Origin of the sequence: Rugamonas violacea, assembly GCF_016461825.1 — a bacterium.
Taxonomy (GTDB): Bacteria; Pseudomonadota; Gammaproteobacteria; order Burkholderiales; family Burkholderiaceae_D; genus Rugamonas.
This window is the reverse complement of sequence record NZ_JAEMNU010000004.1, coordinates 73,174-91,829: the sequence shown is the minus strand read 5'-3', so window position 1 is coordinate 91,829 and position 18,656 is coordinate 73,174. Positions and strand designations below refer to the sequence as shown.

Below are 18,656 nucleotides of genomic sequence, written 5' to 3'. Positions count from 1 at the left end.
CTGCTGAATAGTGTTTCACTGCCCGTCTTTGCTCCGCCCCCTGTACGATTACGAGAAATCAGATGACGCGACAACTATCCTGACACAGGGGGGGGTGGCCGTAGATGCTGAAATGGCTGAGTTCTTTGAAGTAAACGCGACAACGACAAAGCTCCCTCAAAAGCTGCGCCGCAAGGCTCGGGCAATCGTGCGGCGGCGGCAATCCGAACAAGTATTTCACCCTTGAAAGTAATATCGGCACCTACCGGCCAGGAGCGGACGGCGTAGATGATTTGGGAGTTTCAATGAAAGAGTTACGGTTTAATATTTTCGGCACACTTATCGGCATAGCTGGCTCGGACAAGGGCTGGCGGGCCTTTTACCTAGGAACCGATGGGAAGCGCCGTCCCGCAGATTTTGTGGTACCAGGTGATGTTGCGGAGGATGAGCTATGTGAGTATCTGGCTGACCTCTACCATGAGAATGCAACGCCACGAAACTGCAATGCCGTGCAGTTGACCTGAGGTCAGTTCTCGGCCAAGACCCGTCATTCCCGCGTAGGCGGGAATCCATACGCCGCTTGTTTGAATACTCAGCATGGGTTCCCGCTTTCGCGGGAACGACGACTGGCAGCTTTGGGGCGGAAGTGGCCGGTGGCGTAGGCCCAGAGAATCGAGCTGGTTGTGTCAAACTTTATTGTCGCAAGCTACGAGTTTTGGAAGCTTAAGCGAGCGATTGTGTCAAACTTTAATTCGCGCGTGAAGTGTCAGAATCGGCCCGCTTCATCGGGGCACTTGAGTCAAACTTTATTGCTGGTTCACACCACCTCGCACCTTAGTTCAAAAAAATATCCCGGCGCAGGCGCTGCATCTCGCGTTCCAGGCGGTCGGCTTGACGGCCGGCGTCGGCGGCCATGCGGTCGATGCGGTTGATGGCGTCGATCAACTCGTGGCGCTCCTGCTCGCGGCGGCGGTCCTGGCGTCTGGTGTCGTCGTTGACGACGCGGTCCTTGCGCTCCAGCTCGCCGCGAATCTCGCGCTCCAGCCGGCCCAATTGTCGTTGCAGATCGTCCAGGCGGGCATACAGCTCGTTGGCGTCCGAGGCGGCGCGGGCGTGGCGGACGGCGGCGTTGGCATAGTCCTGACCGCTGACAAAGGCGTGTTTCAGGCGGTCGCGCAGCGGCCCCTGGCAAACCTCGATCGCCATGCCGCTGTTGGCGCGGCCGAACTCGAAGGCGTTCTCGACCGTGCAGTAGCGGGCGTTCTGCGCATCCCACGCCTCGGTGTACAGCGCGCGGCTGCGGCCGATGACGAACACGCCGTCGCGCGCCGCGTTGGCCATGCGTTCCTCCAACTGGAAGGGCTTGCCGTAGCCGTCGTCCGTGCCGACCTGGCGCCAGTAGACCGCGAGCCGCTCTTCCCAAGCCGCGCGGTAGTCGGACTCCAATATTTTCAGGCCCTTCTGTTTGGCCTCGGCGCGGCGCAGGCCGAATTCCTTGCCGGAGACGGCGTCCTGGGTGCCGAGATTCTTCCAGTAATTGATCAGTTCGGCGTTCCAGGCGCTATGGTAGGCATCCTCCAGCACCTGCACGCCGGCGGCGCGGGCCTTGGCGGCGCGCGATTTGAACTCGCTGTCCGGCAGGCCATTGCGGGCGTCGCTGAAGCCGGCGTCCTGCCAGAAAGTGCGGTTGCCGGTCTGCCAGCCGGCGACGTAGCTGCTCTCGTCGAAGCGGATCTGCTTGCCTTGCGCGCTGTTGCGGGCGTGCTCCGTCTGGCCGGCCAATGGCAGGCCGGCCGTGCCGTCGCGCTTGCCCAAGCCGTTCCAGTACTCGCCATTGCCGATGTTCCAGCCGGCCTCGTAAGCGGGACGATTAACCGGCGTGTTGTGCTTGCGCACCTCGTCACTGGCCAGGCGCACCTCGAACTGGCTGACCGGCAAGGCTAGGCGGCCGTCGCTGACGCCCCGGCCGGACCAGAAGTCCCAGTTGCCCTGCACCCAGCCGGCCAGATAGTTGCCGGCCGAGTCGACCTTGCCCTTGTCGGTCTCGTAGCTGGCGCAAAAATCCTTGCGCTCGCCGAAGTTCTGGTTCTCGCCGGCCACGCCGTCCTTGTGGCCGATCATGTTCCAGTCGCCCACCTTGCAGTCGGCGATGCGCTGCATGGTGGTTTGGCAGCCGGCCAGCATTAATGGCAGCAACAGCGCCAGGGTCTTGAGGAAACGTGGATTCAAAGTCATGGTTGGGCCGTGGTGGCTGTTGGTGTTTCGTTATCGAAACGCGATTATAGTGCAGGCCGCCAGCGGAGGCGCCGGCGTCGCTCAGGCCGCCAGCGCCGCTGTCGCCGCGCCGGCGAACACCACCGTCACCAGCAGGCCGCCGCCGTCCTGGTTGCGCAACTCGATGCGGCCGTGGTTGCGCCGCGCCGCGCGGTCGGCGATAGCCAGGCCGAGGCCACTGCCGGGCTGGTCCTGGTCGGGCAGGCGGTAGAAGCGCTCGAACACCTTGCGCTGCAGCGCGGGCGGAATGCCCGGCCCCTGGTCGGCCACGCTCAGTTCGACCAGGCCGGCGGCCGCGCTCAGCATGACGCTGACGCGGCCGCCGTCCGGCGAATACTTGACGGCGTTGCTGACCAGGTTGTCGAGCAGCGCGGCCATGCTCTCGCGGTGCAGCGGCAGGAGACAGGCGTCAGGCGCCTGCAATTCGATCTCGACGGCGCGGGTGCGGGCGATCTGTCCGGCCAGCGCCAGGCGGTCGCAGACCAGCTCGACCAGGTCGTGCTGGTGCAGCGGCGCATGTTCGCGGTCGGCGCCGGAACGCGCCAGCGCGAGCAATTGGTGCACCGTGTGGGTGGCCCGCAGCACGCCCTGGTGCAGGCCGGCGCTGGCCTCCCGCAAGCGTTGCGGCGTGCGCGAGTTGCTCAGCGAATCGGCGTTGATCTGGATGATGGACAGCGGCGTCTTCAGTTCGTGGGCGGCGTCGACGAGGAACTCCTGCTCCCGCTCCAGCCGTTCGTTGAGCCTTTCCATCAAGGTGTTGACCGAGCCGACCAGCGGCGCCAGCTCCTGGTAGGGCGAGGCCGCCAACGGCGTCAGATCGGTCGCCGAGCGCTCCTCGATCTGGCCGACGATGGACCTTAACGGCCGCAGCCCGACACGGATGATGAACCAGGCCGGCAGCAGCAGGAACGGCAGACTGAACAGCAGCGGCGCGAAATAATAGCCGATGCTGGTGGTCTGCAACATCCACTCGCCGATCACCTCGCTGGCCATGCGCACGGTGACGCCGCTGTCGGCGTCGCTCTCGACCGACACCACCCAGCCGTCCTTGAGCGGCTGGCCCTGCGGCCCGGCGCCGGCCAAGGTGGGCGGCAGGCCGGCGTCGTCGCTCTGGTAGATCAGCGCGCCGTCCTTCCACACCTGGGTCTGCAAGGCCGGGATGTACCAGCCCAGCTCGGTGTACAGCGCGTAATGCAGCTTTTCCATCTTGCGCACCAGCGGCACGATCTCGTCCGGGCTGTGCTGGCCCAGGGTTTGCATCAGCACCAGGATGCGCAGGGCGCTGGCGCGCAGCTCGCGCTGCATGTCGCGTTTCTTTGCCGTGCGGGTCTCGTAGACGTCCAGCGCCAGGTTGCACAGCCAGATCGCCATGACCACCGCCGTGAAGCCCAGCATCAGGCGGCGGAACAGCGAGCGCTGCGGCAGACCCTTCATTTGTCGACCACGTAGCCGACCCCGCGCACGGTGCGGATATAGCCCTCGCCGATTTTTTGCCGCAGGTGCGACATGTGCACGTCCAGCGCCGCGCCCTCGCTGTGCGGCAGCGCGCGCGACTCCAGCTCGCGCCGCGTCAGCACGCGGTCCGGGTAGCGCATCAGCGCGTGCAGCAGGGCGAATTCGGTCTTCGACAGCACCACGGTGGCGCCGGCCCGGGTCAGCACCATGCGGCGGTCGTCCAGCACCAGGTCCTTGATCTTCCACACCGGCTCGCCCGATTCGCTCCAGCCGGTGGCGCGCCGCACCACCGCGCGCAACCGCGCCAGCAGTTCGGTGACGACGAAGGGTTTGACCAGGTAATCGTCGGCGCCACGGTCGAGGCCGTTGAGGCGGTCCTCCAGGCTGTCGCGCGCTGTGATGACGACGATGGGCAGCGTCTGGCCCTCGGCGCGCAAGTGGCGCAGCAGCTCGATGCCGTTGCCGTCGGGCAGGCCGAGGTCGAGCACCACGGCGTCGAACGGATCGCTGGCGATCCAGCGCCGCGCGTCGGCCTCGCGGCGCACCCACATCACTTCTTGGCCGGCATCCTGCAGCGCCGATTGCAGTGCCCGCCCCAATTCCAGGTCGTCCTCGACCAGGCAAATCTTCATGTGAAAGCACCCTTGTGTTCTAAATGCCGTTACGTTTGGGCGCCGGCGGCAACAACAAACCACCCACAGGCAAAGAGCCGGGGTCAGACCTGCGGGGTCTGACCCCAGTTTCATGCCGGTGGGTTTGCTTAGTTTAACCGCATTGCCGACCCCAGTTTCATGCCGGTGGGTTTGCTTAGCTTAACCGCATTGCCTTCGTGTTCCTGTTTGTCGCATCCGGTATTGCTCCGGTTCCTGTCCGCCCGGCGGAGCCGCCATGAACGCATCTTCTTGGCGGCTTGTCAACGGCGTAAACGCGACAAGCTTTAGCCAATCTTAAGATTTCATTTGGAAAGCATTAAGAAAGAATATGGACAATCGTCGCCAAGGTCAACACCAGACAACCGGCCCGTCAGAGGCCACAACGAGGAGACGAGATGCAAGGTATTACTGCAGGGATGAAGACGACACGCAAGCCGATCGCGGCGGCGGTGGCCGTGCTGCTGGCCTATGCCGCCGGCGCGGCCGGCGACGCCATGGCGCAGCAGGCCGCCGCGCCGGCCACGTCGGCCGAGGCCGCCGCCGAGCCCAAGCTCGAACAGGTGGTGGTGTCGGGCATCCGCGCCTCCCTGCAACAGGCGCTGGCGCGCAAGCGCAACAGCGATTCGGTGTCCGAGGTGGTGTCGGCCGAGGACATCGGCAAGCTGCCCGACAAGAACGTGGCCGACGCCATCCAGCGCGTGCCAGGCGTCAACATCTCCTCCTCCGCCGGCGGCGAGGGCGGCTTCTCCGAGAACGACCGCGTCAGCATCCGCGGCACCAGCTCCAGCCTGACCCAGACCCTGGTCAACGGCCACATGATCGGCACCGGCGACTGGTTCGTGCTGGACCAGTCGGCCGCCGTCGGGCGCAGCGTCAGCTACGCCCTGCTGCCGTCGGAGATCGTCAGCGCCGTCACGGTGCAGAAAAGCCAGCAGGCCGACATGGTCGAGGGCGGCGTGGCCGGCTCGGTCAACATCGAGACGCGCAAGCCGCTCGACTTCAAGCAGCAGCTGACCGTCGAGGCCGCCGTCCAGGCGATCTACGCCGACCTGCCGCGCAAGACCGATCCGCAACTCAACGCCCTGTTCAACTGGAAGAACGAGGAGAAGACCTTCGGCGTGCTGTTCCAGGTGTTTTCCGAAAAACGCCACGAGCGCCGCGACGGCCAGGAATTCTATGGCTACACGCCGATCGCCGCCGACAGCAACGCCGCCCTCGCCCACCCCGAGCTGGCCGGCGTGCTGGCGCCGTCGGGCATCAGCGCCACCTTGTTCGAGCAGACCCGCAAGCGCACCGGCGCCGCCTTCGACCTGCAGTTCAAGCCCAACAAGGACTTCACGCTGGACCTGAACGGTTTCACCTCCAGCCTGGACGCGGCCAACTACAACCGCAGTTTCTACAACAACATCTCGGCCAACATCAACGCCACCGACCCGGTCAGCGGCGCCTCGGTCGGCGTGGTGCCGTCGCAGTACACGATCCGCAACGGCACCCTGGTGTCGGCCGTCATCCCGGCCTCGCAGTACCCGGCCGCCAGCGCCACCAAGTCCTACAACTCCTCGCTGTACACCGCCTTCGGCGACCAGATCTACCGGCCCGGCTCCTCGTCCTCGTCGGCCTACATCGACCTCGACGCCAGCTACCGCGTCAGCAACACCTTCAAACTGAGCGGCAGCGCCGGCTACACGCGCGGCACCGGCAAGACCCCGGCCGACATCGGCTACGAAGCCGGCCTGATCGGCGGCGGCTCGTCCTACCAGTTGAACGGCCTGTCGACGGCGGCCATGTCCTTCCCCGGCGCCGACACCAGCAAATTCAGCAACTTCGTCACCGCCTCGGCCTGGGGCAGCAACGTCATCACCCTCGACACGGAAAAATACGCCCAGGCCGACGGTTTCCTCAACCTCAGCAACGGCGTGCTGGAGTCGGCCAAGTTCGGCCTGCGCTTCGCCGAGCACCACCGCAACGTCAGCCAGCCGGAAAACCGCAGTTGCAGCATCTGCGACGGCACCACCAGCGCACCGCTGCCGCAATGGGATGGCGCCACCTATCCCGGCAACTTCGGCAACGGCCTCAATCCCGGCGCCGGCTTCCTGCGCGGCATCTGGCAGATCAACCCCGCCGCCATCGCCGCCTGGGCCGAGAAATACGACAAGACCGGCGGCCCGACCACCAAGAACTGGGCCGGCGAAATGGACGTGAAGGAAAAGGTCACGGCCGCCTACGCCATGTTCAACCTGTCCGGCGAAAACTGGCGCGGCAACGTCGGCCTGCGCTACGCCCACACCCAGCAGACCACCTTGACCAACCTGCCCGGCGGCACGAACCCCATCGGCCTGGACAATGTGAACGGCCCGTACACGCCGACCACCGACCAGCGCGGCTACAACGACGTGCTGCCTAGCGCCAACATCAAGCTCGACCTGTCGCCGACCCTGGTGGCGCGCTTCGCCGTGGCCAAAACCATGGCGCGGCCCGACTACAGCGCGATGGTCGGCGCCGTCACGCTGAACGACACCAATCTGACCGGCAGCAGCGGCAATCCCAAGCTCAAGCCGATCCGCTCGACCAACTACGACGCCGCGCTGGAATGGTATTTCTCGCCCAAGGCGCTGCTGTCGGCCGGCCTGTTCTACATGGACATGTCGTCCTACGTGACCTACGGCACCGCCAACCTGAGCTATTTCAACAACTCCTTCAAGCGCTTCGACAACTACTCGATCTCCTCGCCGACCAATATTTCGGCCAAGAACAAGGGCGTCGAGCTGGCCTATCAGCAAGGCCTGTGGGGCGGTTTCGGCGTGGTCGGCAACTACACCTACACCGACGGCAAGGCCGGCGACAACAAGCCGGTGGTCGGCAATTCGAAGAGCACCTACAACGCCGAGGCCTACTACGAGGACGACCGGCTCAGCGCGCGGCTGGCCTACACCTACCGCTCCAGCTTCTCCGGCGGTCTGTACAATAGCTTCCCGCAGGTGATGGCCGGCACCGGCAACCTGGCCGCGTCGGTCAACTACAAGATCAACGAGCACCTCACGCTGACCTTCGACGCGCTGAACTTGAACAACGCCGTGCTGCGCTACTACGGCCAGAACAAGGACCAGCCGATCGCCTCGTACACCAACGGCCGCCAGTTCTACCTGGGGCTGCGCGGCAAGCTGTAATTCGATCCCGACGCAGCTAAGTTGAGAAAACCCACAGGCAAGGACTGGGGTCGGGCTCCCCGCCTTGGCGCAGCGGGTCCGACCCCGGCTCTTTGCCGCTGGGTGGTTTTTGTTTCACCGGAGCACTTATGAATTCCATCACCCATCCCGGCCTCGCCGTCGCGCCGCCACAGGCCCAGCCCGGCACCCTGCCGGCGCGCCGCGTGCTGGCCATCGACGCCATGCGCGGCCTGACCATCCTGGTGATGATCTTCGTCAACGCGCTGGCCGGTGTGCGCGGCATGCCGGCCTGGCTGGACCACGCCCCCGCCGAGCTCGATGGCATGACCTTCCCCGACGTGGTCTTCCCCGCCTTCCTGTTCATCGTCGGCATGTCCATCCCCTTCGCCGTGGCGCAGCGCCTGGCCGCCGGCGACGGCGCCTGGCGCCTGCAAGGCCACATGCTGGCGCGCGCCACCGGACTGCTGGTGCTGGGCGTGTTCATGGTCAACGCCGAGGGCGGCTACAACGAGGCGGCGATGGGCATGTCGATCCACCTGTGGAGCCTGCTGTTCTACGCCGCCGCCATCCTGCTGTGGAACGTCTACCGCTTCGACCATCCGGCATGGGGCAAGGCGCTGCGCCTGGCCGGCCTGGCGCTACTGCTGTGGCTGGCCACGATCTACCGCGCCGGCCCGGACGGCAACGAAGGCCTGACGCCGCAATGGTGGGGCATCCTCGGCCTGATCGGCTGGGCCTATCTGTACGCCAGCCTGTGTCACACGCTGGCGCGCGGCCGCCTGCTGTCGCTGTTGGGCGCGCTGGCGGCGTGCGTCGCCTGGTATTGTGTCAGCCACGGCCGGGCCGAAGCCTGGTCGCCGCTGGCGCGGCTGCTGGCCGGCCAGGCGGAAAACGCCATCCACACGGCCATCGCCCTGGCCGGCGTGTGCACCAGCCTGCTGTTCTTCCAGCGTCTCGACGGCAATGCCGGCGCGCGCCGCTACGCCTTGGCCGCCGCGTTGGCGCTGACCTTGGCCGGCGCCGCCTGGCTGCTGCGACCATATTTTGGCATCTCGAAGATTTACGCCACGCCGAGCTGGGCGCTGTACAGCGCGGCCATCTGCGTGCTGCTGTTCGGCCTGCTGTATTGGCTGATCGACCTGCGCCAGGTGCAAGGCTGGACCGGTTTCTTCCGTCCGGCGGCGGCCAATCCCCTGCTCGCCTACATCATTCCCTACATCGTCTACGCGCTGCTGCAATACCTTCACATCGGCCTGCCGGACGCCCTCAATGCCGGCCTGCCGGGACTGTTGTGGTCGCTCGCCTACGCCGTCGCCGTGCTCTACCTGGTGCGCGGCCTGAACCGCCTGCAGATCCGCTTGCAACTGTAGCGCGGCCTTTTCATCCACTTATTCGTTTTCAATCATGCAAGCATCAATAGCAAGCAATACCCGCATCACCTCGATCGACGCGCTGCGCGGCCTGACCGTCGCCGCCATGCTGGTCGTCAACGACGCCGGCGACTGGGGCCACGTCTATACTTGGCTGGAACACGCCGAATGGCACGGCTGCACGCCGGCCGACTTCATCTTCCCTTTCTTTCTGCTGATCGTCGGCATCTCGATCGAACTGGCGCTGGGCCGGCCGCTCGACGCCGGCGCCGCGCCGGGACCGCTGGCGCGCAGCGTGTTGCTGCGCGGCGGGCGCATCGTGCTGCTCGGCCTGGCGCTGCACCTGGCCGCCACGCTGCTGCTGAATGGACGCGGCTTTCGCCTGATGGGCGTGCTGCAAAGGATAGGCATCTGTTTCGGCGCCGCCGGCCTGGCGGCCATCTACCTGCGCGACGCGCGCCGGCAGTGGGCCGCCTTCGCCGCCATCCTGCTCGGCTACTGGGGGCTGCTGACCTGGGGCGGTTCTCTGCTGCCGGGGCTGAACCTGGCCGACCGCGTCGACACCGCCCTGCTCGGCCGCCTGGCCTACCAATACGACGCCGCCAGCGGCCTGGCGCATGATCCGGAGGGCGTGTTGTCCACCCTGCCGGCGCTGGCCACCGTGCTGCTGGGCGTGCGCGCCGGTGCCTGGTTGCGCAGCGGCCAGTTGCACAAACTGGGCATGGCGGCGCTCGGTGCGCTGGCCTTGGGCGCCTTGTGGTCCTTGGTGCTGCCCTTCAACAAGCAACTGTGGACCTCGTCCTTCGTGCTGTGGACGGGCGGCTTCGGCCTGCTCGCCGTGCTCGCCGCACACCAGTTGATCGACCGGCGCGGCTGGCCGGCGCTGGGCCGCAGCCTGGGCGTCAACGCCATCGCCGCGTATGCCGGCTCTTGGCTGGCGACCTGCTTGCTCGAAGGCAGCGGTCTGATGGCGCCGCTTTATAAAGCCCTGTTCGCTCCGTTGACGGTGTTCTTTGGCGCCTACCTGCCGTCGCTGCTGTTTGCGCTGGTGTTTACCGGCGCCTTCTGGCTGTTGATGCGCTGGTTCGCGGCGCGCGGCTGGCGCATCGTCATCTAACATTCGGCCAGGCTTTGGGGTGACGACGCCACTCCTTTTGCGGCCGGCAATTGGCTATAATCGCTGACGCCGCCGGCCCCCATCACTTGAGAAACCAAACCGATGACATCATCCGCTACTTTGTCCGCCGCCCGCTTCGGCGCCCTGCTGTTGCTCGCCACCGCCGCCTGCGGTGCGCGGGCCGACTCTGGCGAGCTGTTCCATACCGTCGAGTCCAAACCGTTGTCCGAGGTGTGGCTCAACGCCGGCTTCTACTCCTACCATTTTCAGCGCGACAAGAACCTGAACAACAGCAACCCCGGCATCGGCGTCGAATACCGTTTCTCCAGCGTCGCCTCGGCCACCGCCGGGCGTTTCTACAATAGCGACCGCGCCTATTCGAATTACGCCGGGGTTTACTACCAGCCGTTTGCCGTCGGCCCAGTGCGCGTGGGCGTGGTGGCGGGCGCTTTCAGCGGCTATCCGAAGATGCACGACGGCGGCTGGTTCCCGGCGGTTGTGCCGATGCTCAGCTTTGAATATCAGCGGGTTGGCGTGAACGTGGCGCTGGTGCCCAGCTATAAGGATCGCCTGTACGGCGCCCTGTCGGTGCAGTGCAAGGTGAAGGCTTGGGAATAAGCTGGAATGTCGGGCTGGCGGCCGTCAGCAAGATGGGCCTTCAGCGCTGAGGCGGACCGGCCGGCACGCAGTTCCAGCGGAGCATGAGTCCGTAAAGCTGCTAGCGATGCATATGACCTTGACTCGACCGAAATGCTGATCAACATCTTTCGCGCCAACGCGCTTGGTAAGTTGAAAATATTTTTCAATGGCAACAAGATACCAGCCGTGTCTTAGTTCAAGAAGTACGACAATCACTTATACGTCCAATTTGCTTTTCGAAGACCCGTTTTCGCCCCAAAGCTGCCAGTCGTCGTTCCCGCGAAAGCGGGAACCCATGCTGAGTATTCAAACAAGCGGCGTATGGATTCCCGCCTACGCGGGAATGACGGGTCTTGGTCGAGAACTGACTTCAGGTCAACTGCACGGCATTGCAGCTTCGTGGCGTTGCATTCTCATGGTAGAGGTCAGCCAGATACTCACATAGCCACGATGCACTTGGCTGCGCCTTACGAGAATGGTGGCGGCGGCGGTAGGAATACTCAGGCAACATCCTAACTCACCAGCGCCAAGAAGAACAATTACCGATGGAAACATTTCATGCTGAAGCGGATAAGTATAATCTTCCCAAAAACCTACATGGCGCCTACATGAGAAAAATTATAAAGAAAAAAGGACTTAGATTTTCATCTAAGTCCTTGTTTTTATTGATAAGCCGAACACGGCGTCAACGGACTCTGAATCCGCTCCTGTGGCACGCCGCCCAGGTGTAAGCCGGCCTAGTGCTTGGCCTTGGCCGCGCTAGCAACCTGGTCCAGCACGTGGCGCGGCACCGCCGCGTAGTGTTTGAACTCCATCGTGTAGGTGGCGCGGCCCTGGCTCAGCGAGCGCAGCGTGGTCGAGTAGCCGAACATCTCGGCCAGCGGCACCAGCGCGCGGATGATTTTGCCGCCGCCGCCGGGGATCTCGTCCATGCCCTGCACCATGCCACGGCGCGCCGTCAGGTCGCCCATGGCGTTGCCCATGAACTCCTCCGGCGTCTCCACCTCGACCTGCATCATCGGCTCCAGCAACACCGGGTCGGCCCGCCGCATGCCGTCCTTGAAGGCGATCGAGCCGGCCATGCGGAAGGCGTTCTCGTTCGAGTCGACGTCGTGGTAGGAGCCGAAGGTCAGCGTCACCTTGACGTCGACCACCGGGTAGCCGGCCAGCACGCCGCTGCGCAAGGTTTCCTGCACGCCCTTGTCGACCGCCGGGATGAACTCGCGCGGCACCACCCCGCCCTTGACGGCGTCGACGAACAGATAGCCCTTGCCCGGCTCCATCGGTTCCAGGGTCAGCACGACGTGGCCGTACTGGCCCCGGCCGCCCGACTGCTTGACGAACTTGCCCTCGACCTCGCTGACGCTGCGCTGGATGGTTTCGCGGTAGGCCACCTGCGGCTTGCCCACCGTCGCCTCGACACCGAACTCGCGGCGCATGCGGTCGACCAGAATTTCCAGATGCAGCTCGCCCATGCCGGACATGATGGTCTGACCCGACTCGTCGTCGGTGTGGACACGGAACGACGGGTCCTCCTGCGCCAGCCGGTTCAGCGCGATGCCCATCTTCTCCTGGTCGACCTTGGTCTTCGGCTCGACCGCCTGCGAAATCACCGGCTCGGGGAAGATCATCTTCTCCAACACGATGATGTGGTCGGGCGAGCACAGCGTGTCGCCGGTGGTGACCGCCTTCAGGCCGACCGCCGCCGCGATGTCGCCGGCGTAGACCTCCTTGATCTCCTTGCGCTCGTTGGCGTGCATCTGCAGGATGCGGCCGAGCCGCTCGCGCTGGCTCTTGGTCGGGTTGTACACCGTGTCGCCCGAGTTGACCACGCCGGAATACACGCGGAAAAAGGTCAACTGGCCGACGAAGGGGTCGGTCATGATCTTGAAGGCGAGCGCCGAGAACGGGTCGGCGTCGTCGGGGTGGCGCTCGATCTCGCGGTCCTGCTCGTCGTGGCCGGCGATGGCCGGCACGTCCAGCGGCGACGGCAGGTAGTCGATCACCGCGTCGAGCATGGCCTGCACACCGCGGTTCTTGAAGGCGCTGCCGGCCAGCATCGGCACGATCTCGTTGCGGATGGTGCGCAGGCGCAGGCCGGCCTTGATCTCGGCCTCGCTCAGCGTTTCGCCGTTCAGGTATTTCTCGGTCAGCTCGGGCGTCGCGTCGGCGGCGGCCTCGACCATCTTGTCGTGCCACTCCTGGGCCAGCTCGACCAAGTGGGCCGGGATCGCCTCGTAGCTGAACTTGACGCCCAGGCTGGCGTCGTCCCAGTTGATGGCGCGCATCTTGACCAGGTCGACCACGCCGTGGAAGTCGTCCTCGGCGCCCAGCGGGATCTGGATCGGCACGGCGACACCCTTCAGCCGGTCGGCGATCTGCTGGCGCACGCGGAAGAAGTCGGCGCCGACGCGGTCCATCTTGTTGATGAAGGCCAACCTCGGCACGGCGTATTTGTTCGCCTGGCGCCACACCGTCTCCGACTGCGGCTGCACGCCGCCGACGGCGTCGTAGACCATCACGGCGCCGTCGAGCACGCGCATCGAGCGCTCCACCTCGATGGTGAAGTCGACGTGGCCCGGGGTGTCGATGATGTTGATGCGGTGCTCGGGATAGTTGCCCGCCATGCCTTTCCAGAAGGCGGTGGTGGCGGCCGAGGTGATGGTGATGCCGCGCTCCTGCTCCTGCTCCATCCAGTCCATGGTCGCCGCGCCGTTGTGCACCTCGCCAATCTTGTGATTGACCCCGGTGTAGAACAGGATGCGCTCGGTGGTGGTGGTCTTGCCGGCGTCGATGTGGGCGCTGATGCCGATGTTGCGGTAGCGTTCGATAGGTGTCTTGCGGCTCATCACAATCTCCTTGGACGGCGGCCGTCGACGACGGCGGGTCGTGCCTAAATTCTAACAGTAAAGGAAAACCCAGGTATGGCGTACATGGCCGATTTCAAGCCCGCAATGGGGTGTCCTGGCGTGCGCCGGATTTTTCCTCTAGTCAATATACTCTCCGGCGGTGTATAAGTGACATGCAATATTTCCCGAATTTCTATAGACCAACCCGATGAAACCATCCGCACTCCCCCTGCTGCTCGCCGGCCTCGCCTTGGCGCCGCTGGCCCACTCCAACGAACTGAGCATCCGCCTGGAACGCTGTTCGGTGCTGGGCGACGCCAGCGCCCGCCTGGCCTGCTACGACGCGCTGGCCAAGGCGGCGCCCGACGGCGCCGTGGCCATCATCAACGCCGTCGCCGATGCGCCGGCCTCGACCCAGCCGGCGGCGCCGCTGACGCCGGTGATGCCGGCCGCCGTGGCCGCCGTCACCACCATCCCGCCCGAGGCGTCCATCTCGCGCATGGTGCAATGGTGGGAGCTGGACCAGCCGGCCAAGCGCGGCGTGTTCAATTTCCGTCCGCACCGCGACAACTACCTGCTGCTGGCCAACTACAGCACCAGCTCGAACGACGGTCCGTTCAAGGATTTCACGCCGGCCGGCCTGGAATCCCAGCACACCGAGCTGACCTACCAGATCAGCTTCAAGATGAAGATGATCGAGCAGTTGCTGAGCACGCCGATCGACCTGTGGTTCGGCTACACCCAGCAAAGTTACTGGCAGGCCTACAACCGGGCCGCCTCCAGCCCCTTCCGCGAAACCAACTACCAGCCCGAATTGATGCTGACCACGCCGCTGGCCCTCAAGCTGCCCGGCCTGGACATCCGCTACGCCGCGTTGGGCGCGGTGCACCAGTCGAACGGCCAGACCTCGACCTTGTCGCGCAGCTGGAACCGGGTGTATGCGGAAATTGGCGCCGAGCACGGCGATCTGGCGCTGGCGCTGCGCCTGTGGAAGCGTTTGGACAACGCCCGGTCGAACAACGACAACCTCGACATCGTCGACTACATGGGCCATGGCGACCTGCGCGCCACCTACCGCTTCGACGGCCACGAGCTGTCCGTGACGGGCCGGCGCAACTTCCAGAAGCGCCACGGCTCCTTGCAGTTGGGCTGGGCCTTCCCGATGACGGCCAATCTGAAGGGTTATCTGCAGGCGTTCAGCGGCTACGGCCAAAGCCTGGTCGACTACAACTACTCGCAAAAATCGCTGGGTGCGGGTTTCCTGATCGATTTTTAAGGCAAACGGCGGCCGTGGCCGCCGTCGCCGACGTTCGCCGGGACGCTTAGCGCCCGGGCGTGCCGCGCAAGATGCGCGCCGGCAGCATGACAATCGCGCGCAGCAGCTCGAACACCGCGTCGACACCTATCCCGAGCAGTCTGAACGGCAGCAACAACAGCCACAGCAGCGGATACAGCAGCAGGGCCAGCAAGGCCAGCGGCCAGCACAGGAACAGTAAAACCAACCACAACACAAAGCTCAGCATGGGATGCTCCAGAATCAGATGAGGCGTTATCAACAGCCTCACTGTAAAAGGACTCGTGCGCAGCGACAAGCGGCATGCGACCAGCTGCGCGTGGCGGCGACTAACGGTGGGATTCGGGGGATGAAGGGAAAGCCGGCATCAGCAGAGCGACGGGGTCAGGAGCGGTGGGGTCAAAGGAGCGGCGGGGTCAGTGCCGACATTCGGACACGACCTCGACCATAAGCTATGTCAACGATCCTCTACTGCTGAGTCTGTGTCCGAATGTCGGCACTGACCCCAGTGGCGCTGACCCCAGTGGCGCGGTGGCGCTACTGCTGAGCCTGTGTCCGAATGTCGGCACTGACCCCGGTGGACTCTGGCCCCGGAGAGGGAACCGGGCGGCCGCCGCCGGCGGAAACGCGGGCGGCGGCGCTGTGCATCGCTTACTTGACGGCGCTAGCGGCGTTGTAGCTGGTCATCAGGTTGCGGTAGTCGGGGATATGCTTGGCGAACAGCGTGCCCAGGCCGACCACGTCGTTGCGCCAGTCGCGGTGCAGCTCGCCGGCCACGCCGAACCAGCTCATCAGCTGGGCGCCGCCGGCCGTCATACGGTCCCAGGCGGCCAGACGGGTGATGTCGTTGAAGGTGCCGGAGGCGTCGGTGACGACGAACACTTCGAAGTCCTCGGCCAGCGCGGACAGCGTCGGGAAGGCCACGCACACCTCGGTGACCACGCCGGCGATCAGCAACTGCTTCTTGCCGGTGGCCTTGACAGCCTTGACGAAGTCCTCATTGTCCCAGGCGTTGATCTGGCCTGGACGGGCGATGAAGGGCGCGTCCGGGAACATTTCCTTCAGCTCGGGCATCAGCGGGCCGTTCGGGCCGTCCTCGAAGCTGGTGGTCAAAATGGTCGGCAGATTGAAGTACTTGGCGATGTCGGCCAGGGCCAGCACATTGTTCTTGAACTTGTCCGGGTCGATGTCGCGCACCAGCGACATCAAACCGGCTTGGTGGTCCACCAGCAGAACGGCGACTTGATCTTTGTCTAGGCGGGAATAGGATTTGCTCATGATATGACTCTTTCTTGGTAAATGTCGATGTGGCGGCGGGCGGCAGTTCCAATTCGCCGCAGGCTGCCCGGCCGCCGTGTGTTTGCTCACGCGGCGAATCTCTCATTTCATTGCTGCAAGTTACATTTGTCCGAAACGGCCGCTGTTGAAGTCGGCGATGGCCTGGCCGATTTCCTCCCGGCTGTTCATGACGAACGGTCCCTGTCCCACCACCGGCTCGTCGATCGGCTCGCCGCTCAGCAGCAAGACGACGGCGTCGTTGTTGGCCTCGATCAGCACATCGCTGCCGTTGCGGTCGAGCACCACCATCTGCGCCTCGTGGGCCACGGTCTCGCCGTTGACCAGCACGGTGCCGTGCAGCACGATCAGCGCCGAGGTCCAGCCGGCGGCGATCGGCAGCTCGCTGGCCTTGCCCATCGCCAGCCGCAGGTCCAACACGTTCATCGGCGTGAAGGTGCGGGCCGGGCCGCGCTTGCCGGCATACTCGCCGGCGATCACGCGCACCGTGCCGGCGCCGTCGGGCAGGTCCAGGCTGGGGATCGTCTGGTCTTCGATGGCCTGGTAGCCCGGCGCCGTCATCTTGTCCTTGGCCGGCAGGTTGACCCACAGTTGCACCATTTCCAAATCGCCGCCCGACTGGCTGAAGGCCTCGGAATGGAACTCCTCGTGCAGGATGCCGGAACCGGCCGTCATCCATTGCACGTCGCCGGGGCCGATCACACCGCCCTTGCCGGTCGAATCGCGGTGCGCCACCTCGCCCTTGTAGACGATGGTCACCGTTTCGAAGCCGCAATGCGGGTGCTGACCGACGCCGCGCGGGCGGCTGGTCGGGGTGAACTGGGCCGGACCGGCATGGTCGAGCAGCAGGAAGGGGCTGAGCTGTTTGCCGTGATCCTGATAGGAAAACATCGACCGCACCGGGAAACCGTCGCCGACCCAATGGCCGCGTGGGGCGCTATACACACCAAGGACTCTTTTCATGCTGTTCTCCTTACTGTAGACTCAATATTGGCTACGAAGTAACAGTATAGTTTCAGGACAATGCACTGATAAGTGGGTAAGATTTACCTTCAGAGTCCTATTTTGTGAACGATGAAGGCGGCATGCAAGATTTAAACGACCTCTTTTACTATGTCCACGTGGTCGACCACGCCGGCTTCGCACCGGCCGGACGCGCCTTGGGCATGCCCAAGTCCAAGCTGAGCCGGCACATCGGCATGCTGGAAGAGCGCCTCGGCGTGCGGCTGATCCAGCGTTCGACGCGGCGCTTCTCGGTCACCGAGATCGGCCTGACCTATTACGAGCACTGCAAGGCCATGCTGGTCGAGGCCGACGCCGCCCAGGAGGCCATCGAGCTGACGCGCGCCGAACCGCGCGGCCTGGTCCGCCTGAGCTGTCCGATCGCCCTGCTGCAGGCCAACGTGGCCGCCATGCTGGCCGACTTCATGGCCAGCCATCCCCATGTGACGGTGCAACTGGAGGCCACCAACCGCCGCGTCGACGTGATCGCCGAGGCGCTCGACGTGGCCATCCGCGTGCGTCCGCCGCCGTTGCAGGACAGCGAACTCATCATGCGCATCCTGGCCGACCGCAGCCAGTGTCTGGTGGCCAGTCCCGGCTTGCTGAGCAGGCACGGCGTGCCGGCGGCGCCGGCCGATCTGGCCGACTGGCCCAGCCTGGGTCTGGGGACGCCGAGCGATGCGCATATCTGGAAGTTGTTCGGTCCCGACGGCGCGCGCGCCGACCTGCACCACACGCCCAGGATGATCTGCAACGACATGATCGCCCTGCGCAGCGCGGCGGTGGCCGGCATCGGCGTGGTGCAACTACCGACCATGATGATGCGCGAACAACTGGCCGACGGCTCGCTGGTCTGTGTGATTCCGGACTGGGCGCCGCGACGGGAAATCATCCACGTCGTGTATCCCTCGCGGCGTGGACAATTGCCGTCGGTGCGGGCCTTGATCGACTATCTGGCGCTGCGCTACCAGGTGCTGGACGAGGACTAAACTGGTTTGCGGGGAGTGGACTGCGGCCTGGACGGCCGGGCTGTGTTTGAAGAGCTGTGACTGGGGAGCTGTGGCGGGCGGCGCCGGCGGCCGCGCGTTGATCGGCGCGGCATGGCGCTGCGGCGGATTGACTTGACGGCATATCGGCAAGCCCGTCGTTCCCACGCACGTGGGAATCCATGCGGTGCTAGATAGATTGCGGCGTATAGGGGGAAGTCATGCGGCGCATGGATTCCCGCCTGCGCGGGAACGACAAACTCGGGCGTACTCGAAGTGCTTTTAAAACAGAATTACTGCCCCAGGCAAATGATCTTGGTGACGTACTCGTGGGCGTTGGACTTCTTCTTGCCGGCCCATGCGATCGCCTCGTTGGCTTCGGCGACGGTCATCACGGTCGCCTTTTCCTTCGATTTGATGAAGGAGACGCCCTCAAACACGCCCTCCTTGCTGCGCATGACCTTGGCAAACACGGGCGGCTTGCTCGCATCGCTGACTTTGTTTTGTTGCACGAGGTAACGCTGGTCGTTCTGTTCCATATAAATGCCGTCTAATCGGTGATAAGTGTAAAAGAC

At 64.6% G+C, this 18,656-nt stretch carries 16 protein-coding genes; 7 read left to right on the top strand and 9 right to left on the bottom strand.

From position 1 onward, the window contains the following. The first annotated feature begins 284 nt into the window (after positions 1-284). Entirely contained in the window at positions 285-503 is a 219-nt protein-coding gene (locus H7U20_RS01240) for a DUF7661 family protein (protein ID WP_199517799.1), read from the top strand. Positions 504-813: 310 nt separating this feature from the next. Here the strand turns inward: H7U20_RS01240 and H7U20_RS01235 are convergent, their stop codons facing one another. The 3 genes from H7U20_RS01235 to H7U20_RS01225 all read right to left on the bottom strand — a co-directional run bounded on the left by H7U20_RS01235 (position 814) and on the right by H7U20_RS01225 (position 4,340). Further along, a complete protein-coding gene (locus tag H7U20_RS01235) occupies positions 814-2,214 on the bottom strand; it encodes a DUF2799 domain-containing protein (protein WP_199517798.1) in 1,401 nt (466 codons plus the stop codon). An 81-nt stretch (positions 2,215-2,295) separates the two neighbouring features. Further along, positions 2,296-3,687, bottom strand: a complete 1,392-nt coding sequence (locus H7U20_RS01230) for a sensor histidine kinase (protein ID WP_199517797.1) — start codon at positions 3,685-3,687, stop codon at positions 2,296-2,298. After that, complete coding sequence (locus H7U20_RS01225) at positions 3,684-4,340, bottom strand: response regulator transcription factor (RefSeq protein ID WP_199517796.1); 657 nt, start codon at positions 4,338-4,340, stop codon at positions 3,684-3,686. The genes H7U20_RS01230 and H7U20_RS01225 overlap by 4 nt, the downstream gene beginning before the upstream one ends. Positions 4,341-4,756: 416 nt before the next feature. Between H7U20_RS01225 and H7U20_RS01220 the strand changes: the two genes are divergently transcribed. The 4 genes from H7U20_RS01220 (at position 4,757) to H7U20_RS01205 (ending at position 10,633) form a co-directional block, all read left to right on the top strand. Next, positions 4,757-7,528 (top strand): TonB-dependent receptor, encoded by a 2,772-nt coding sequence (locus tag H7U20_RS01220; RefSeq protein WP_199517795.1) that lies wholly within the window; start codon positions 4,757-4,759, stop codon positions 7,526-7,528. 128 nt (positions 7,529-7,656) lie between these two features. Next, positions 7,657-8,898 carry a DUF5009 domain-containing protein gene (locus H7U20_RS01215; protein ID WP_199517794.1) on the top strand — a complete coding sequence of 414 codons (1,242 nt, stop codon included), beginning with the start codon at positions 7,657-7,659 and terminating at the stop codon, positions 8,896-8,898. A 34-nt stretch (positions 8,899-8,932) separates the two neighbouring features. Further along, complete coding sequence (locus H7U20_RS01210) at positions 8,933-10,015, top strand: acyltransferase family protein (RefSeq protein ID WP_199517793.1); 1,083 nt, start codon at positions 8,933-8,935, stop codon at positions 10,013-10,015. A 102-nt stretch (positions 10,016-10,117) separates the two neighbouring features. After that, on the top strand, positions 10,118-10,633 hold the full coding sequence (locus H7U20_RS01205) for a hypothetical protein (RefSeq protein WP_199517792.1): 516 nt from the start codon (positions 10,118-10,120) through the stop codon (positions 10,631-10,633). Positions 10,634-11,024: 391 nt separating this feature from the next. Here the strand turns inward: H7U20_RS01205 and H7U20_RS31070 are convergent, their stop codons facing one another. Further along, positions 11,025-11,165: a DUF7661 family protein gene (locus tag H7U20_RS31070; RefSeq protein WP_458351861.1), complete on the bottom strand. Its 141-nt coding sequence runs from the start codon at positions 11,163-11,165 to the stop codon at positions 11,025-11,027. Positions 11,166-11,391: 226 nt separating this feature from the next. Further along, positions 11,392-13,503 carry an elongation factor G gene (fusA, locus tag H7U20_RS01200; protein ID WP_199517791.1) on the bottom strand — a complete coding sequence of 704 codons (2,112 nt, stop codon included), beginning with the start codon at positions 13,501-13,503 and terminating at the stop codon, positions 11,392-11,394. 208 nt (positions 13,504-13,711) lie between these two features. On the opposite strand from fusA, the gene H7U20_RS01195 reads away from it, so the two are divergent. After that, positions 13,712-14,779: a phospholipase A gene (locus tag H7U20_RS01195; RefSeq protein ID WP_199517790.1), complete on the top strand. Its 1,068-nt coding sequence runs from the start codon at positions 13,712-13,714 to the stop codon at positions 14,777-14,779. A gap of 46 nt (positions 14,780-14,825) precedes the next feature. On the opposite strand, the gene H7U20_RS01190 is transcribed toward H7U20_RS01195, so the two are convergent. The 3 genes from H7U20_RS01190 to H7U20_RS01180 all read right to left on the bottom strand — a co-directional run bounded on the left by H7U20_RS01190 (position 14,826) and on the right by H7U20_RS01180 (position 17,056). Beyond that, positions 14,826-15,026 carry a hypothetical protein gene (locus tag H7U20_RS01190; RefSeq protein ID WP_093388956.1) on the bottom strand — a complete coding sequence of 67 codons (201 nt, stop codon included), beginning with the start codon at positions 15,024-15,026 and terminating at the stop codon, positions 14,826-14,828. 422 nt (positions 15,027-15,448) lie between these two features. Beyond that, positions 15,449-16,075 carry an isochorismate family cysteine hydrolase YcaC gene (gene ycaC, locus H7U20_RS01185; protein WP_199517789.1) on the bottom strand — a complete coding sequence of 209 codons (627 nt, stop codon included), beginning with the start codon at positions 16,073-16,075 and terminating at the stop codon, positions 15,449-15,451. 120 nt (positions 16,076-16,195) lie between these two features. Then, entirely contained in the window at positions 16,196-17,056 is an 861-nt protein-coding gene (locus H7U20_RS01180; protein WP_199517788.1) for a pirin family protein, read from the bottom strand. 122 nt (positions 17,057-17,178) lie between these two features. Here H7U20_RS01180 and H7U20_RS01175 point away from each other — a divergent pair, with 122 nt between their 5' ends. Further along, complete coding sequence (locus H7U20_RS01175; RefSeq protein WP_199517787.1) at positions 17,179-18,084, top strand: LysR family transcriptional regulator; 906 nt, start codon at positions 17,179-17,181, stop codon at positions 18,082-18,084. Between the two features lie 290 nt (positions 18,085-18,374). Here the strand turns inward: H7U20_RS01175 and H7U20_RS01170 are convergent, their stop codons facing one another. Beyond that, entirely contained in the window at positions 18,375-18,620 is a 246-nt protein-coding gene (locus tag H7U20_RS01170; RefSeq protein ID WP_199517786.1) for a hypothetical protein, read from the bottom strand. Between the last annotated feature and the right edge of the window lie 36 nt (positions 18,621-18,656).

Excerpts from the sequence above, each read along its gene's own strand:
- H7U20_RS01240 (WP_199517799.1), top strand. The coding sequence starts at position 285 with ATGAAAGAGTTACGGTTTAATATTTTCGGCACACTTATCGGCATAGCT.
- H7U20_RS01230 (WP_199517797.1), bottom strand. The coding sequence starts at position 3,687 with ATGAAGGGTCTGCCGCAGCGCTCGCTGTTCCGCCGCCTGATGCTGGGC.
- fusA (WP_199517791.1), bottom strand. The coding sequence starts at position 13,503 with ATGAGCCGCAAGACACCTATCGAACGCTACCGCAACATCGGCATCAGC.
- H7U20_RS01180 (WP_199517788.1), bottom strand. The coding sequence starts at position 17,056 with ATGAAAAGAGTCCTTGGTGTGTATAGCGCCCCACGCGGCCATTGGGTC.
- H7U20_RS01170 (WP_199517786.1), bottom strand. The coding sequence starts at position 18,620 with ATGGAACAGAACGACCAGCGTTACCTCGTGCAACAAAACAAAGTCAGC.
- H7U20_RS01220 (WP_199517795.1), top strand. The coding sequence starts at position 4,757 with ATGCAAGGTATTACTGCAGGGATGAAGACGACACGCAAGCCGATCGCG.
- H7U20_RS01235 (WP_199517798.1), bottom strand. The coding sequence starts at position 2,214 with ATGACTTTGAATCCACGTTTCCTCAAGACCCTGGCGCTGTTGCTGCCA.
- H7U20_RS31070 (WP_458351861.1), bottom strand. The coding sequence starts at position 11,165 with ATGTTGCCTGAGTATTCCTACCGCCGCCGCCACCATTCTCGTAAGGCG.
- H7U20_RS01175 (WP_199517787.1), top strand. The coding sequence starts at position 17,179 with ATGCAAGATTTAAACGACCTCTTTTACTATGTCCACGTGGTCGACCAC.
- H7U20_RS01210 (WP_199517793.1), top strand. The coding sequence starts at position 8,933 with ATGCAAGCATCAATAGCAAGCAATACCCGCATCACCTCGATCGACGCG.
- H7U20_RS01225 (WP_199517796.1), bottom strand. The coding sequence starts at position 4,340 with ATGAAGATTTGCCTGGTCGAGGACGACCTGGAATTGGGGCGGGCACTG.
- H7U20_RS01195 (WP_199517790.1), top strand. The coding sequence starts at position 13,712 with ATGAAACCATCCGCACTCCCCCTGCTGCTCGCCGGCCTCGCCTTGGCG.
- H7U20_RS01215 (WP_199517794.1), top strand. The coding sequence starts at position 7,657 with ATGAATTCCATCACCCATCCCGGCCTCGCCGTCGCGCCGCCACAGGCC.
- ycaC (WP_199517789.1), bottom strand. The coding sequence starts at position 16,075 with ATGAGCAAATCCTATTCCCGCCTAGACAAAGATCAAGTCGCCGTTCTG.
- H7U20_RS01190 (WP_093388956.1), bottom strand. The coding sequence starts at position 15,026 with ATGCTGAGCTTTGTGTTGTGGTTGGTTTTACTGTTCCTGTGCTGGCCG.
- H7U20_RS01205 (WP_199517792.1), top strand. The coding sequence starts at position 10,118 with ATGACATCATCCGCTACTTTGTCCGCCGCCCGCTTCGGCGCCCTGCTG.